This is a genomic window from Variovorax sp. J31P207, assembly GCF_030316965.1.
GTDB classification, from domain to species: domain Bacteria; phylum Pseudomonadota; class Gammaproteobacteria; order Burkholderiales; family Burkholderiaceae_C; genus Variovorax; species Variovorax ginsengisoli_B.
In genome coordinates, this window is record NZ_JASZYN010000013.1 from 141,573 (window position 1) to 157,050 (window position 15,478).

Below are 15,478 nucleotides of genomic sequence, written 5' to 3' on the forward strand. Positions count from 1 at the left end.
GAGACACCCGGATTTTCCCGATGGATTCCTTACGCGGAGTGCCTCGTTCTTTACGCGGTGTTTATGCACGCGATCGTAGGCTCGACGCTTCTTCATTTCGCTCTTCGACCCATGCACCACGTGATAGCCAGGACCCTCTCGATCGCCGCCCTGACGACCCTGCCGATGCTCGCGAGCGCCCAGCTCGCGGGCAACGTCGCGCTGACGACCAACTACAAGTTCCGCGGCCAGGACCAGGACATGCTCGGCAAGGACGACTTCGCCAAGAACAGCTACTTCAAGCCGGCGCTCCAGGGCGGCCTCGACTACGCCTTCGGCGACAGCGGCTTCTATGTCGGCAACTGGAACTCCAGCGTCAACTGGCTCAAGGGCAATTCCATCGAGATGGACTTCTACGGCGGCTACAAATTCAAGGGCGGCCCGATCGACTGGGACGTCGGCGTGCTGACCTATGTCTACCCCGGCAACACCGCCGGCAACACGACCGAGATCTACGGCGCCGGCACCTGGGGCAACGAGTCCTTCGGCGCCTTCACGGCCAAGTACTCCTGGACCGTGTCCAAGGACTACTTCAACTACGCCGGCAACAGGGGCGGCTCGGGCCTCGACGGCACGAACACCGGCTATCTGAACCTGGCCTACACCAAGGAGATCATTCCCAAGGTGACGCTGAAGGCGGCCGTCGGCTACACCTTCTTCAGCAGCGACATCAGGAGCCTTGGCTACAAGGACTACCTCGACTTCAACGTCGGCGCCGCCTACGACTTCGGCAGCGGCCTGTCGCTCGGCGGCTACGTCCAGGGCGGCAACGAGCAGAGCGCCTTCACTGCGGTCGTCAGCCCCGGCATCCCGTCGCCCATCGCTCCGATCGGCCAGACCACCTACTCGCCCAACGCGACCCGCTTCATCCTGATCCTGACCAAGACGCTGTAGGGGAAGGCTCTACACGCGGCGTGCCCCGCGGCTGACGGCCCGGGCCCGGCATCGCTGCGATGGTGAGCCCAAGTCTCGAGGAAGTCTCCTCGAGTTCTCAACCGGCCTTCTTCGCCTGAAGGCTCTTGAAAGGACTGACACCATGGCACTCGACAAAGACATGCTCGACCCCCGCGACTCCCGCGGCGAACCCCTGGCCAACGACGAGGTCGTCGATGTCCTCAACGATCTCCTGGAAAACACGCGGGATGGCGGCTACGGATTCCTGGCCTGCGCCGAGGAGGTCGAATCCCCGGCTGCAAAGCAACTGTTCGCAAGCCGCGCCGAGGGTTGCCGCCAAGCCGAGGCGGAACTGCTGCAAATGATCGCGGCCTACGGCGGCAAGCCGGCCGATGGCGGCACCGCCGCGGGTGCCCTGCACCGCGGCTGGGTCCACGTGAAGGGATCGCTCGGCGCCAACAGCGAGTTGTCGATCCTCGAGTCCTGCGAACGCGGCGAAGACACGGCCATCGCGCGCTACCGCAAGGCGCTGAAGCAGAACCTGCCGCCCGACGTGCGCAGCCTGGTCGAACGCCAGGCGGCGGGCGCGCAGCGCAACCACGACCAGATCCGGGACCTGCGCAACGCAGCGCGCGCTGCCAAGGACTGACCGGCTCGGTCTCGCGGGCGACTTCGGCTTCGGGTTTCGGCGTCCTAGAATCGCCGACCTCCAGCCAGGGCCCGCCCGATGACCGAAGCCTTCCCCCAAGCACCCACCCTTTGCGGGCCGCTGCGCCAGCCGCGCCAGATGCTGGCCGAGCAGCGCTACGACGGCCACAAGTCGATCCACGACGACGCCATGGCCGAAGGGCTGGGGCTGCGCGCCGGTCCGATCGAGGGGCCGACCCACTTCAGCCAGTTCGACCCCCTGCTTTACCACGTGTTCGGCCCGGCCTGGTTCGAGACCGGATGCATCAGCGCGCATTACCAGAACATGGTGGTCGAAGGCGAGGAAGTACGGGCCTTCGTCGAGCGGGATCCGTTGCAGCCTCGCGTCGTGCGTCTGCACGCGGAGAAGCGCGACGGCACGCCGGTGCTGATCGGCACCGCGTCCATCGGCGACGCCACGGGCCTTCCTCACGAACTGCAGCTGCGCATCGCCAAGCTCCGGCCGCCCACGGGCCTGGTCATCAACCGTGATCTCCGGGTCGGGCAGCGCGGCGCGGTGGTCGAGAAGATCCGCATGGGCTTCGACACCCACATGGGCGACCACTATCCCTTCACGCTGGCCGACAAGCTGAAGGTCATCACCGAACCGAGCCCGTGGTACACGCGGGAGTCGGGCGGCGAGTCGCCCTGGGGCCGGCCGATCATTCCGACGGAAATGATCAGCGTGCTGCTCGGCTCGACATCGGCGCAGTCGGGGCTGAGCGGGCGCAAGCCGGCGGTCGGCCTGTTCGCCGGCCAGGAGATCCGCCTTCTGAATGGACCGCTCTTCGTCGACCAGGACTACGAACTCGAGCGCGAGATCATCGCGCTCAGCGAAAGTGCGCGCACCGAATCGGTCTGGGTGCGCACCCGCGTGTACGACGCGGCCACACGCGAGCTGGTGGCGGAGATGATCCTCAATGGGGCTGTGATGAAGGCTTCGTATCCCGACTACGAGAGCGAGGCGCGCTTGCTCTACGGCTCGTTGTAGGGAATCATTGAAGTTTTCAGTAAAGCGTCCTAAACCTCAGTCACATTTCAGCAGCTGAAGGCAGAGGACAGCGGATCGTAGACCGCGAGCTCGAACTGCTTGGAAAAATCAACCTAGCTAAGCTGAAGAACGTCCGTACACCGGGAGCTCATCGCAATCAAAAACACGTCCCTGGCTACTTTCTGTTGGCGCAGGCTGAACAATTCGTCTGGTACGAAAGTCGCCTCGAGATGATGATCTTGAAGACAGTCGACCACGAAAGAGCCGTACGAGACCAAATCCTAGGAACTGCACGCTCACAGCCGATCACACGATCGTCTTCATACAGTACGTCGCGTTCAACAGGGCACCTCGGCCGCACGCTTACTTTCTTACTTTCGTGGCGGCTCACGAGTGCCGTGGCGACTTCTGACCCTCTCACCTCGAACTTGATGGCGCTCCTGATTTCGCCGGCCGACTTGCCGCTCCCCTCTGACATGAGCCGAACGGATTCGACGACATCCACGACCACGATGATTCGTCGAGCCCGTAACTCGGACCACGAGACGTCATCGTTGGTTGATCCCATCTTGCTGCCCTCGCTTTTGCGGCGCATCGCCATTCTGGGGGATGCTGTGCGCTAGTGGCAAGTTTTGGGCCGGGCTAACCGCGCGAGGGACACTGTGGGCAAGAGCGACGCCTTGCGGGCAGATTCGTTGCTGCCAAGTCTGGCTGCAATGCAGATCGGTCAAGATTTTTGGAGATTCGTTCTGGAGATTCCATGCTGCGCAAGCACGATTACTGGTTTCCGGCAAAGCGCTACGGCTGGGGTCGGGGCATTCCAACTGGCTGGCAAGGCCGGGCCGTTCTTGTCGGAGTCCATCCATTTCTTGGGGGTGTGCGGTGCAGCAAATGTTAGGGGTAGGCGTGGTTCAGTCGGCTCTCAACGGCCATATCCGGTCTCGCACGCCCGCCTGCTACGACCGGCCTCATCCGCACACCTGTCGTTGATTGCTCTCCGGCTCGGAACGGCCGAACCGACGGTCGCTGCCCTGCGGCTTGACGGGCATCAAGTGCGTGGCTACCAACACACCTTGATGCCCAGTGATCCCTGCAAGGAGGACTCACGCCTGCCGCCACCGATATTCCACAAGGTGCCGATTTCGCAGTACAGGCTCGCCGCGGGTGTCAGCGCCAGGGTCGCGCGCGCGGCGACTTCGCTCGCGCCGTAGCTGCCTCTCTCGCGAAGACGGTCGATGCGGCCGGCCCGATGAAAAGAGTCGCATCGCCGCGATGTTCGCGTGAAGCCTGCTGCACGCGCGCGCCGCCAAGGAGCACGTCGTCGAAGTCGTTTGCTGCCAGGCCAGTTGTGCCTGCGGCTCGATGCTGCAGCGCTCGGTCACTGCAAACGCCTTGCCGCCTTCCGTCGAGATCATGAAGCCGCTGGCCTTGCCCGAGACGCTGGGGTTGCCGTCGGAGCGGATCTCGTAACGTTGACTGGCGCACTGCAGCAGGCTGTCGGCATCCGCTGGAACGCTGGACGACGGCGCTGAACACGGTGAAGATCGAGCCGATGCTGCACCGACTTCAGACGGCGTCGATTTCCGGAAAGCGCATTTCTTCGCGCGACAACGACTTGCATGCAACCCGGGAGAGTTCATGGACGACATGCCGGATACTCACTATGCCCGGAGCGGGGAGTACCACATTGCCTACCAAGTCATCGGCAAAGGCCCCTTTGATCTAGTCTTCATTCCAGGTTTTGTATCCAGCGTCGAGGGGGGCTGGGAGAATCCCCAGCTGGCGCACTTCTACAGGCGCCTCGCCTCGTTCGCGCGAGTCATCCTCTTCGACAAGCGCGGCACCGGAATGTCGGATCCGGTGCCTGTGCGCCAGTTTCCCACTCTGGAGCAGCGCATGGACGACGTGCGGGCGGTCATGGACGCGGCGGGATCCCGGCAGGCGGCGCTCGTCGGCGTCTCGGAGGGTGGACCGCTGAGTCTTCTGTTCGCCGCCAGCCACCCCGCAAGGACCTCGGCCATCGTGCTCATCGGCGCGTTCGCACGCATCGCCTGGGCACCTGACCACCCGTTTGGCGCCTCGCTCGAACTGCACGAAGGAATGCTCCAGCGGATGGAACAGCGATGGGGCCAGGGTGTGCTGCTGACCGCCTTTGCACCCTCGCTGGCCGGGGATGCGGTGGCGCGTGACGCGTGGGCGCGGCTGCAGCGCAGGGCTGCCAGCCCGAGCGCGGCCGCGGCGGCAACGCGAATGGCCTACGAGATCGACGTCCGCTCCGTCCTTCCTGCAGTCCGTGTCCCAACCCTCATCCTGCATCGCACCGGCGACCGGATGGTGTCGGTCGAGCACGCACGCTACTTCGCGAGACACATACCTGGGGCCAAGCTCCTGGAATTGCCTGGCGTGGATCATTTCTTCTGGGTGGGGGATGCGGATGCCTACCTCGATCATGTTCAGGAGTTCCTGACTGGTGAGCGCCATGTGGTCGAGACGGATCGCATCCTGGCGTCGATCCTCTTCGTGGACATCGTCGGGTCAACCGAGAAGGCTGCACGACTGGGTGACGCGGGATGGCATGGCCTGCTCGACAGGTTTTACAGCGTTGCCCGCCGCCAACTGGAGCGCTTTCGAGGGCACGAAGTCGACAGCGCAGGAGACGGTCTTTTCGCCTCGTTCGACGGGCCCGCACGGGCCGTGCGATGTGCCGCCGCCATCGGAAGCGGCGTCCGCTTGCTCGGGCTGGAAGTGCGTGCTGGCGTGCATGCGGGCGAGTGCGAGGTCATCGGTACCAAGATAGGCGGCATTGCTGTGCACATCGGCGCGCGAGTCGCAAGCCACGCAAGCCCGAACGAAGTGCTCGTGTCGAGCACGGTGAAGGACCTCGTGGCTGGCTCGGGAATGGCCTTTCAGGATCGTGGCGTCCATTCACTGAAGGGGGTCCCTGGGCAATGGCATCTCTACGCTGCCACCGAATCAAACTGAAGGTGTGGAACGCCGGCTGCGCAACATGCTGAGCCCGCGCCGCCAGGCCCAGCCCCAGCGAGCTGACACGGGCCTGTGCTTCAGTACCGGACGTTCCCTTCAGCCCCTTGCATTTCGAACGGTACCTGAGTTTCGTCGCAGTTCGGCTTCAACAAGGTGCGTACCGCAAGCTCGCGAAGAACACGGCGCCGATGTCACGCTGTTCGCGCTGTCGAAGATGGGGATCGAGGAAAGCAGACCCCAGAGCTTTTCAACTACACCACTGCTGTGGTCGTAGGCCTGCACGACGTCGGCTACCGCGTCGCTTCTGCTACGAGCATCAGGCTGTCCCGCGGGCGGCGCTTTGGGCGTGGGATGGCAGGACCATCCCCCTGGCTCCTGACCAAATGCAAGGGCGTTGACGATCCTTTGAACCCGGATTTCTGCTGTAGCGCCGGGGCGAATTCCCTAACGCCGTTCAGTGCTCAGCTGCCAGGCTGAGGCAACGCCACCGAGTCACCGCCCGCCTCGTCACGTGGCATTCGCAGTTCGGTGCGAAACGGGCGCTGCGCCGCCGGATTGGGCGGTGTTGTGGAGATCAAGCGCGCCGTCTCCAGCATCGAAGGCACGAACTTGCTGATCGCGCGTTTGACGGTCCACGCCGTCGACGATACGGAAAGGTTGAGCCCCGCAATGACGTTGCCGGCCGTGTCCCGTATCGGCACCGCCAGGGCCAGATCGCCGCGATAAAACTCACCGTTGCAGCACGCGAATCCGTCCTCGCGGGCCTGCCGCACAAGCGCAAGCAGCGCGTCCACATCAGTGACGGTTTGCGGTGTATAGCGCACGCGGTCGCTGCCTTCCAGGATTGCACGCACCGCTTCGTCGGGCTGGCCAGAAAGATACGCGCGCCCCGTTGAGGCGCAGAACATCGGAATACGTTGCCCGATGGGCATGTGCATGATCAGCCGCACCAAGCTCGAGAAGCGCCCGATGTACACCATGCAGTCGCCTGCGGGCTCCGCCAGATTCACCGTCTCGCCGGTGCGCTGATTCAGGTCCAACAGATAGGGGTTCGCGCGCTCGAGCAAAGGGTGGGACTGAAGATAGTGGTAGCCCGATTCCAGATTGGACGAAGAAAGCGAATACCGCTTCGAATACGGATCCTTCTTCAGCATCCCCAGCGCTTCCAGCGTGAAAGCAAACCGCTGCGCCGCGCTCTTGGAGATTCCGACGGCCGAGGCGATCTCGGGCAGGCTCATCGAGGAGCGTTGAGTGTTGAACGCCTTCAGCACTGACATGCCGGTGGCCAGCGACTGCACGTACAGAGTGGAAGATTCCGGGTTTGCTGAGGTCATCGTGTCACATCCAGAACCAGGCGCAGCGGCCGCCAAGTCAAAAGATCAAATCGTTTAAAGATACGAGCCTACTGTATAGAAATACGTGAAGGCACCGTGGCGCCAGCCGCGAAATCCGGGAAAAGTCGCCCAAACCAAGGGAAAGCCCTAGGAAATCGCTCGAAACGTGCTGGACCTTAGTCAGCGACGATCGCCTAATATACGTGCATCGCAATACGATCTGCTTGTATTGTATAGCGATACCAACACTCACCCGAACAGTCTTTCCCAACCAGGCATCCAGCGTCGTCACTCCGGGCGGCGACGGATCCAACACTGAAAGCTCCCATGTTGAAGATCGCTCTGAAATCCCTGGCGGCCGCCACTTGCCTGACCTTCGCCCTGTCTTCCGCCCACGCGCAGCAGCCCGTCATCAAAGTAGGTGCCACGCCCACCGCAGTGCCCTTCAACTTCCTCAATCCCAAGACCAACACCTTGGAAGGCGTGATGGTGGATGTGGCCCATGCGGTCGGCAAGGAGTTGGGCGTCACTCCGGAGATCGCCGGGATACCTTTCGCCACGTTGATCCCGTCGCTGCAGACGAAAAAGATCGACTTGATCTCGTCGGCCTTCGCCAAGACCCCGGCACGGGCCGAAGCCGTGGACTTCTCGGACATTGTGCTGACCTACAAGGAGGCCCTTCTGGTGCCCATGAACGACACCAAGGCCTACCGCAACTACGACGACCTCAAGGGCAAGATCGTGGGCGTACAGATGGGCACCTCCTATGTCGAGCCGCTCAAGGCCGTCCAGGGATTCAAGGAATTGAAGATGTACGACACCATGGCCGACCTGGTGCGCGACATCGCGCTGGGCCGCGTGGAAGCGGGCTTTGGCGATGGCCCGGTCGTGGCCTACCAGGTTCGCATGTCCGCTTCGAAGCAGGTACGCCTCGTCGACACCTATCAGAGCCTGCTGGCCACCGACATCGCCCTGGCCGTGCGCAAGGGCGACACCGAGACGCTGGCCAAGATCAATGCGGCCATAGCCAAGATCAAGCAGAACGGCGTGCTGGCGGACATCCTGAAGAAATGGGGCGTGCCGCAGTAAATGCGACCACCCAGACGCTGGGCGTCCCTCCCCTTCCGGGAGCCCGGGACGCACAGACCCCGTTCGCATTCACCGAGGTTCACAAATGTTTGACACTTTTTTCAGCGATGCGGTTGAGTATCTTCCGGTCCTCATGCAGGGGGTGCTGACGACCATCGCCATCACGGTCGCGGCGCTCCTCATTGCCACACTCCTGGGTCTGTTCTGGGCCTTGCTCCGAGTCTCGGGCATCGGCCCGCTGGCTCACGCGAGCCGAATTCTCACCAACCTGATCCGGGGCGTTCCGATCATCGTCGTGCTGTTCTACATGTACTTCGTGCTGCCCGAACTCGGCGTCAGCTTGAACGCATTCCAGGCCGGTGCGCTGGGCTTGGGTATCGCCTACTCGTCGTACATGGCCGAGGTCTTCCGCGCCGGGATCGACGCGGTGGACGTCGGCCAGAACGAGGCCGCCCAATCGCTGGGCATGTCGCGCGCCCTCCTCATGCGCCGCGTGATCCTGCCGCAAGCGTTCAAGATCGCGCTGCCCCCGTATGGCAACAACCTGGTGATGATGCTCAAGGACTCGTCCCAGACCGCCGTGATCACGGTCGTGGAACTGTCCATGCAAAGCAAGCTGATCGCCGCAGCCACGTTCAAGAGCGCCACGATCTTCACGCTGGTGGCCCTGATCTACCTCGCCATGAGCCTGCCCATGATGTATGCCGTGGGCAAGCTCGAGCGTCGCCTCGGGAGCCGCAAATGATCAGGATCGAGCAACTGAGCAAGGCCTACGGCACGCACCAGGTCCTGTCGAACATCGACGCCGAGATCCGGCGCGGTGAAGTTGTCTGTCTGATTGGACCTTCCGGCTCGGGCAAATCGACAATGCTGCGCTGTATCAATGGCCTCGAACAGTACCAGGGCGGCAGCATCACCATTGACGGTGAGCGCGTGAACGCGAGTTCGGCCGGGATCCGGCAGATCCGCCAGCGCGTGGCCATGGTGTTCCAGCGCTTCAACCTCTTTCCGCACCGCACCGCGTTGGAAAACGTGATCGAGGGGCCCATTTACGTCAAGAAGGAGAGCGTCGCCGCGGCCACGGAGCGTGCGCGCGACATCCTGGCATCGGTCGGCCTCGCGGAAAAGATGGCTCACTACCCCAGCCAACTGTCGGGTGGGCAGCAGCAACGCGTCGCGATCGCCCGGGCGCTGGCCATGCAGCCCGACGCCATCCTGTTTGACGAGCCCACATCGGCGCTCGATCCGGAACTGGTCGGCGAAGTGCTCGGCGTGATGCGCAAGCTCGCCGAGAAGGGCATGACCATGGTCATCGTCACCCACGAAATGAAGTTCGCCCGCGAGGTATCTGACCGCGTGCTGTTCCTCGATGGTGGCCGCATCGCCGAGCAGGGTCCCTCCGAGCAGGTCTTGGCCCAGCCTCGCAACGAGCGCATGCGGGACTTCCTGCGCCGCGTCACGCAAGCTGGATAAGGTCGTGGACACCGTGTTGTTCGCCCGGTTCGGGGACCTCTCGGTCGGTGCCTCGGCCGCACTTCGTTGGCAACGGCTGCGCGACGCGATGGGCGACCCCGGCTGATCGGCCTGGGCCCGCTGCACGGCTGACGCGGCGTCGGGCAGGGTCTTGAACTTCCACACCCGATACACGAGCCGCCGCGTTGCGCGCGCGGCGAGGACAAGCGTCGCCTTGCCGTCGCGCCGCACCACCCTCCCCCACCGCCGCCCCTTCTTCAATCCTCTCTTTTGGATCGCTCGCACCATGTCCCCCTCACTACCGCAGCAAGTCGACGTCGCCATCATCGGCGGCGGCATCATCGGCATCAGCACCGCCTGGGCACTGGCCAAGGCCGGCCTGAAGGTCGCCGTCTTTGAAAAAGGCGTTGTGGCAGGCGAACAATCGTCGCGCAACTGGGGCTGGATCCGCAGCATCGGCCGCGACCCGGCAGAGTTGCCGCTGGCCCACCGCGCCAACAGTCTGTGGCGCGAGATCCAGCGGCAGGTGAACGTCGGCTACCGCCAGACCGGCCTGGCCTACCTGGGCGAAAACGCGGCGGACCAGGTCGAGCTTCAAAAGTGGCTCGATTCGGCGCGGCTACATCCGACGGGCGCGCGCCTGCTCACGGGGGACGCGGTGCGCAAGCTCCTGGCCGAACCATCCCAGCGCCCCTGGACCAGTGCGCTGCACAGCGGCGAAGACGGCGTGGCCGAGCCCCACCTGGCGACCGCGGGCATCGCGCAATTGGCGCAGGCCGCCGGCTGTCAGATATTTGAACAGTGCGCCGTGCGGGGCCTGGACATCGTCGACGGCAGGACCGCTGGCGTCATCACCGAGCATGGCCGGGTGGGCGCGGATCGTGTCGTGTTGGCCGGGGGCGCGTGGAGCCGCCTGATGTGCGGCAACACCGGCGTCTTCCTGCCGCAACTCAAGGTGCACGGATCGGCGCTGCGGACGGCGGCCCTCCCCAACGACCTGGATCTGGCGATCAATGGCAAGCAATTCACCTGTCGCCCCCGCGCGGACGGTGGCTACACGGTATCCAGGCTCGCCGCCTCGGTGGCAGACGTCACGCCCGACAGCATTCGCCTGATGCGCCTCTTCCTGCCGGCGTGGATGGCGCAGAGGCAAAATCTCAAGATCCGCTTCGGGCGGCGGTTCTTCGAAGAGCTGCTGACGCCCACGCGCTTCGCACTCGACCGGCCCACGCCGTTCGAGAAGACCCGCATCCTGGATCCCGGGCCCAACGTGGGCGCCGTGCACGCCGCGCTTCGGCAACTGCAGCAGGCGTTCCCGGCCTTCGAAGGTGCGCAAGTGGCCCATGCCTGGGGCGGCATGATGGACGTCACACCTGACGCCCTGCCGGTGATCTCGGCGGTGGATGCCATCCCTGGCTTCTTCATTGGCACCGGCTTCAGCGGGCACGGCTTTGGCATCGGTCCCGCCGCTGGCGAACTGCTGGCCGAACTGGTGCGAGAGGTCGTGCCCACGGTCGGACACCACGCATTTCGCCTCTCGCGATTTCGCGCGTCGCGGCGCGACGGATCGCCTCACGCAGGCAGTCGCCGAGCCGGTACTCAGGGGGCCGAGTGAATCGGCTGTACCCGTTCGAGCAAGGCGGATCCTCCCAGAAGGCCGGTTCCGCATTCGACCAGATCCTTGCATCCACATTTCACCGAAGCTGCCATGAGCCCCAATAGCGAACTCTCTGCCCGACGCCTGCCCGCCACGCCTCGCGATGCTGGCCTGATGCGCGACTTCCTTCCCCAGTGCCCGCAACGAGACATCGGACTCACGCGCCCGCAATTGATGAAGGATGCCTGCCTCATCGACGGCCAATGGATCGCCGCCGACGACGGACGCACCTTCGAGGTCCGCGATCCCGCGAGCGGCGAACTGCTCGGCCAGGTGCCGCACATGGGACGCGCGGAAGCCGAGCGTGCCATCACCGGCGCGCAGGCCGCGCTGCCGGGCTGGCGCATGCGCACGGCCCGCGAACGGGCCACGATCCTGCGCCGCTGGTCGGACCTGATGGTGGCGCACCAGGAAGACCTGGCGCGACTCATGACGTTCGAGCAGGGCAAGCCGCTGGACGAGGCCCGTGGCGAGATCGCCTACGCGGCGTCCTTCATCGAATGGTTCGCGGAAGAAGGCAAGCGCGTCGATGGCGAGTTGCTTCAGCCGCAGCGCGATGGCCAGCAGATGCTGGTGTTGAAGCAGCCCATCGGCGTCTGTGCAGCGATCACGCCGTGGAACTTTCCGGCGGCGATGATCACGCGCAAGGTTGGCCCGGCGCTTGCCGCCGGCTGCACGATCATCGTCAAGCCGTCCGAGCTCACGCCGCTCAGTGCCCTCGCCCTCGGCGCGCTGGCGCAGGAGGCAGGCATTCCTGCGGGAGTGTTGCAGATCCTCGCGGGCGATGCCGTCGCGATCGGCGACGCACTGTGCGAGAGCGCTGCCGTGCGCAAACTCAGCTTCACCGGTTCGACCGGCGTCGGTCGCCTGCTCATGCAGCAGTGCGCACCGACCGTCAAGAAGCTCTCGCTGGAACTTGGGGGCAACGCGCCTCTGATCGTCTTCGACGACGCCGACCTGGACCGCACCGTCGACGGCATCATGGCCTCGAAGTTCCGCAACATGGGCCAGACGTGTGTCTGCGCGAACCGGATCTACGTGCAGGCGGGCGTCTACGACGAACTGACGCGTCGGCTGGTCAAGGCGGTTCAGCAGTTGCGCCTGGGCCACGGGCTGGAGCCCGGCGTCACGCAAGGTCCGTTGATCGATGCCCGCGCGGTTGCCAAGGTGCGCGAGCAGATCGACGATGCACTGGCCCGAGGCGCGACATTGCAGGCTGGAGGTAGCGGCCACGCGCTCGGCGGCAGCTTCTTCGAGCCAACGGTGCTGACCGGGATGACGCAGGAAATGATGGTCGCGCGCGAGGAGACCTTTGGTCCTGTGGCCGCGCTGTTCCGTTTTGAGAGCGAGGCGGAGGCACTTGCGATGGCCAACGCGACCGAGTTCGGGCTCGCCGCCTATCTTTTCACCGAGGACTCGCGTCGCATCCGGCGCGTCAGCGAGGCGCTTGAGAGTGGCATGGTGGGGGTCAACACCGGACTGATCTCCAACGAGGTGGCACCCTTCGGCGGCGTGAAGCAGTCGGGCATCGGCCGCGAAGGCTCGCGACACGGCATCGAGGACTATTTAGAACTCAAGTACGTCTGTCGCCAAGACTGACGCAACTCCACCAGAATCGAGTGCGCGTTGGACCCAGCGCGGCCATCACCTGGGCCACTCGCGCCGGTCACGGAAGTCCTTTTCCTCCACCCCGGAGACCGGTTGCGCTCGCGCCGCATCCCCCTCATCCGACCTGCTGCGGGGCTGCGGGGCTGCGGGGGCGTGAATCCGCGAGCTCGAGCATGGAGCATGGACGGAGACACCTGCCTTCGTTCGAAGCATCGACGTCTAACGCCGGTACGTGCCTCGCATCTAGTCGAGCTGAACTCCGCTGCGTTTCACTGCCTCGCCCCAGTGGGCGTACTCGCTCCGAATGAAAGCCGTAGCTTCCGCCGGGCTCTTGCTGAACCTCGGGACAGTGCCGATCTGCCGCATTCGCGCATCGACCTCGGGCGTCTGCATGGCCTTGTTCATCGCTGCAAACGTGCTCGCCACCAACTGGCTGTTTGTGCCGGCAGGATAGACGAGCATCAGCCACGTCACTGCGCTGAAGTCCTTGAAGCCTTGCTCCGCGATGGTTGGCACGCTCGGCATCGTGCTCAGCCGCGTGGTCGTGCCCACGCCCAGCGCCTTGAGGCGACCGGATTGGACGAACGGCTGCACTGCCGCTGCCGTCTCCAATGCCAGAGACACCTGACCCGCGACCACGTCGGTCAGGCCGGGGCCACTGCCCTTGTAGGGCACATGCAAGATATCGATGCCCGCACGGCGCTTGAAGTCTTCCATGGCCAGGTGAGACACGGTGCCGTTGCCTGACGACGCGTTCGTCAACTTGCCCGGATTCTCCTTGGCATAGCGCACCAACTGCTCCACGCTGCTGAACGGCATCGATGGATTGCATACCAGCACAAAAGGAAGGTCGCCGAGCAGTCCCACCGGCTCGAAGTCCTTCATCGAATCGTAGGGCACCGACTTGTACATGTGCGGATTGGTCGCGACGGCGGACATGTGCGTGAGCATCATGACGCTCCCATCTGCCGGGGATTTTGCAAGCGCCCCCATGGCGAGACTTCCACCTTGGCCCGGCTTGTTGTCGACGATATAGTTGGCACCGGTCACGGCGGGCAGCTTGTTTGCGAGCAGCCGGGCCACGATGTCGGTGGCCTGTCCGGCAGGAAATCCGACGAGGATCTTCACGACCTGCGATCCATTGGAAAGCTGAGCGCGTGTTGCCCCGGCGAGGCTGACGCCTGCAGCGGCAAGGACGAGGCTGCGCCGACTGATTCCAGCATTCTTCATGTCTATCTCCATCTCGATCTGTCAGTGGGTAGTGGAAGCGGTCGCCGCTCAGCGTGCGAACAAGACGCCTGCCAGCGTTGCGAAGGAGCCGATGGCTGCCGCAATGGCGAGCCACCAACCGGGCACCAGCACCCCCGTAGGGACACTAGCCGTCGGCTGGACGATGGGGACTGCTGGCACTGCAGGTGCCAGCACAGCACCGGCGTCGTCGAGGTTTGGCGCCTTCGGTGCAGGGTTGCCTGCTTGACCTGCGGAAGTCTTCGCAGTGGGCGCCGCCACGAGTGAGGTCTTTGTCGCTGCAGGCGCGTCGCCCAATTGCGCCTTGAATGCCTTGAAGAAATCGTCGGCCATCTTGCGCGCAACGCTGTCGATGAGCCGCGAACCCACTTGGGCGAGCTTGCCTCCCACCTGCGCCTCGGCGGTGTAGGTGAGCTCCGTCTGGCCGTTGGATTCGGTCAGCTTGACGGAGGAATTGCCCTTGCCGAAGCCGATCGCGCCTCCCTGCCCCTCGAACAGCATGGTGCAGGACCCGGGCGCATCGACATCCGACATCTTGAGCAGCCCTTTGAAGCGCGCACGCAGCGGGCCGATGGCGGCGGCGACAATCACCTTGAATTCCTCCGCGGATGTCCGCTCGACAGACTCGCAGCCGGGCAGGCTCATCTTCAGGATCTGGGGATCGTTCAGTGCATCCCAGACCCGCTGGCGCGGCGCTGCGATGGTTTGTGTACCGGTGATTTCCATGATGACTGCCTCAATGCGTATTTTTCTTCATGGAAGCAGCCGTATTCACCATGGAATGCAGGCTGCGCGCATAGTCGATGGCACCTTGCTCATCCATGCGAGGCGCCACGCGCAGGTATTCCTTGAGGCCCAGGATCGCCGGGCGCGGGCGAGACAACAGCACACCAACGAAGCGATCCACTTCGGCGTCGAGCCTTTCGGCCGGTACCACTTGGCTCACCAGTCCGTAGGCCAAGGCTCGCTGCGCGTCCACGAAATCAGTGGAGTACGCCATCCAGAGAATGGCATTTCGGTTCATGCGGTCGTACACCGCCGACATCACCATCGTCGGCATCACGTTGTGGCCGATCTCCGGAATGTTGAACGTAGCGGTGTCACTGGCAAAGCTGACGTCACACAAGGAGGCGATTGCCGTGCCGAAGCCCATGCAACGCCCCTTGATCACACCGATGATCGGCACCTTCGCCCCACGCATGGCCTGGTAGCTTCCGAAGATGCCGTCGTATTCGTCGCGGCGGGTATACGCCTCGGAGGCCGCGGGCGTGGGACCAGCGTCGCGAATCCGGCCGGTGCAGAAGTCCGGGCCGGCGCTGCGCAGCAGGACGGCATCGGAGGTCTGGTGGGCCGTGGCCAGCAGTTGCGACAGTGCCGATGCCATGCTGTCCGAAACGCCGTTGTCGTCAGTGCGGTTGAGCGTCACTGACAACAGGCGGCCCTGTTGTTCGATGATGAGATGGGGGTGCATGA

The 15,478-nt window shown here is 64.1% G+C and carries 14 protein-coding genes; 9 read left to right on the forward strand and 5 right to left on the reverse strand.

All coding sequences use genetic code 11. The features are described 5' to 3' along the window. Positions 1-111: 111 nt before the first annotated feature. From QTI68_RS32095 to QTI68_RS32105, 3 genes are all read left to right on the forward strand, one after another. A complete protein-coding gene (locus tag QTI68_RS32095; RefSeq protein WP_286527450.1) occupies positions 112-933 on the forward strand; it encodes a TorF family putative porin in 822 nt (273 codons plus the stop codon). Positions 934-1,075: 142 nt separating this feature from the next. Then, the gene (locus QTI68_RS32100; protein WP_286527451.1) at positions 1,076-1,582 is read left to right on the forward strand and encodes a ferritin-like domain-containing protein; all 507 of its coding nucleotides are present in this window, start codon (positions 1,076-1,078) and stop codon (positions 1,580-1,582) included. Positions 1,583-1,660: 78 nt separating this feature from the next. Beyond that, a complete protein-coding gene (locus QTI68_RS32105) occupies positions 1,661-2,611 on the forward strand; it encodes a hypothetical protein (protein WP_286527453.1) in 951 nt (316 codons plus the stop codon). 1,103 nt (positions 2,612-3,714) lie between these two features. On the opposite strand, the gene QTI68_RS40205 is transcribed toward QTI68_RS32105, so the two are convergent. Then, complete coding sequence (locus QTI68_RS40205) at positions 3,715-4,260, reverse strand: autotransporter outer membrane beta-barrel domain-containing protein (protein ID WP_353506455.1); 546 nt, start codon at positions 4,258-4,260, stop codon at positions 3,715-3,717. Between QTI68_RS40205 and QTI68_RS32110 the strand changes: the two genes are divergently transcribed. After that, positions 4,250-5,593 (forward strand): adenylate/guanylate cyclase domain-containing protein, encoded by a 1,344-nt coding sequence (locus QTI68_RS32110; protein ID WP_286527454.1) that lies wholly within the window; start codon positions 4,250-4,252, stop codon positions 5,591-5,593. The genes QTI68_RS40205 and QTI68_RS32110 overlap by 11 nt on opposite strands. A 464-nt stretch (positions 5,594-6,057) precedes the next feature. Here the strand turns inward: QTI68_RS32110 and QTI68_RS32115 are convergent, their stop codons facing one another. After that, on the reverse strand, positions 6,058-6,930 hold the full coding sequence (locus QTI68_RS32115) for an IclR family transcriptional regulator (RefSeq protein WP_286527457.1): 873 nt from the start codon (positions 6,928-6,930) through the stop codon (positions 6,058-6,060). Between the two features lie 327 nt (positions 6,931-7,257). Between QTI68_RS32115 and QTI68_RS32120 the strand changes: the two genes are divergently transcribed. The 5 genes from QTI68_RS32120 to QTI68_RS32140 all read left to right on the forward strand — a co-directional run bounded on the left by QTI68_RS32120 (position 7,258) and on the right by QTI68_RS32140 (position 12,748). After that, on the forward strand, positions 7,258-8,019 hold the full coding sequence (locus QTI68_RS32120; RefSeq protein WP_286527459.1) for a substrate-binding periplasmic protein: 762 nt from the start codon (positions 7,258-7,260) through the stop codon (positions 8,017-8,019). An 85-nt stretch (positions 8,020-8,104) separates the two neighbouring features. Beyond that, positions 8,105-8,764, forward strand: a complete 660-nt coding sequence (locus tag QTI68_RS32125) for an amino acid ABC transporter permease (RefSeq protein WP_286527462.1) — start codon at positions 8,105-8,107, stop codon at positions 8,762-8,764. Further along, positions 8,761-9,492 carry an amino acid ABC transporter ATP-binding protein gene (locus QTI68_RS32130; protein WP_286527465.1) on the forward strand — a complete coding sequence of 244 codons (732 nt, stop codon included), beginning with the start codon at positions 8,761-8,763 and terminating at the stop codon, positions 9,490-9,492. The genes QTI68_RS32125 and QTI68_RS32130 overlap by 4 nt, the downstream gene beginning before the upstream one ends. Positions 9,493-9,778: 286 nt before the next feature. Continuing rightward, positions 9,779-11,107 carry an NAD(P)/FAD-dependent oxidoreductase gene (locus tag QTI68_RS32135; protein ID WP_286527468.1) on the forward strand — a complete coding sequence of 443 codons (1,329 nt, stop codon included), beginning with the start codon at positions 9,779-9,781 and terminating at the stop codon, positions 11,105-11,107. Between the two features lie 216 nt (positions 11,108-11,323). Continuing rightward, positions 11,324-12,748 carry an NAD-dependent succinate-semialdehyde dehydrogenase gene (locus QTI68_RS32140; protein ID WP_503011771.1) on the forward strand — a complete coding sequence of 475 codons (1,425 nt, stop codon included), beginning with the start codon at positions 11,324-11,326 and terminating at the stop codon, positions 12,746-12,748. A 252-nt stretch (positions 12,749-13,000) separates the two neighbouring features. Here QTI68_RS32140 and QTI68_RS32145 read toward each other — a convergent pair whose 3' ends face one another. The 3 genes from QTI68_RS32145 to QTI68_RS32155 are packed head-to-tail and all read right to left on the reverse strand — an operon-like array spanning position 13,001 to position 15,476. After that, a complete protein-coding gene (locus QTI68_RS32145) occupies positions 13,001-13,987 on the reverse strand; it encodes a Bug family tripartite tricarboxylate transporter substrate binding protein (RefSeq protein WP_286527471.1) in 987 nt (328 codons plus the stop codon). 48 nt (positions 13,988-14,035) lie between these two features. Further along, complete coding sequence (locus tag QTI68_RS32150) at positions 14,036-14,731, reverse strand: SRPBCC family protein (protein WP_286527473.1); 696 nt, start codon at positions 14,729-14,731, stop codon at positions 14,036-14,038. 10 nt (positions 14,732-14,741) lie between these two features. Further along, positions 14,742-15,476 carry an enoyl-CoA hydratase/isomerase family protein gene (locus QTI68_RS32155; protein ID WP_286527474.1) on the reverse strand — a complete coding sequence of 245 codons (735 nt, stop codon included), beginning with the start codon at positions 15,474-15,476 and terminating at the stop codon, positions 14,742-14,744. Positions 15,477-15,478: the final 2 nt, after the last annotated feature.